Below are 417 nucleotides of genomic sequence, written 5' to 3'. Positions count from 1 at the left end.
CTGGCAGCCAAGGAGCGGTTCGTATTAGTACTGCCGCCCGCCGGCGCCGAAGAGCACCCCTTCCGCCAACTGCTTCTGAGGCTGGCACCAAGCCTGCAGGGTAGTTGCATTAATCTGGACACCGAGCTTAGCAATGAGTTCGTCGGGACGCTCTCGGCCAATCTCGCCAGCATGCAACTGCCGCAAGCCCCCAGATACATCGAGCTGGGAGAGCCTGTAGCGCTACCTGTGGAGAGACAGTCATTCACCTCCCTCTCGGAACTGTTCAACGCCCCGGCACTTTACGCTGTCAAACGAGTTGCTCGGCTGCGCCCGACACAGTTGCTCGCTGTCGAGGAAGACAATCGTCTCCTCGGCACTCTTGCACACCGCGTCTTTGAGAAGCTCTTCGAACAGGTCGGCAGCCTAACTTGGACC

The 417-nt window shown here is 59.5% G+C and carries 1 protein-coding gene; it reads left to right on the top strand.

Annotated elements, in window-relative coordinates:
* Window positions 1–417: hypothetical protein (locus RVY79_RS17600; RefSeq protein WP_317465785.1), on the top strand; the 417-nt coding region annotated here is incomplete at both ends.

This window comes from Chromohalobacter sp. HP20-39 (assembly GCF_033052815.1).
In the GTDB taxonomy this organism is placed as follows: Bacteria; Pseudomonadota; Gammaproteobacteria; order Pseudomonadales; family Halomonadaceae; genus Chromohalobacter.
This window is presented reverse-complemented; position numbering and strand designations above follow the sequence as displayed.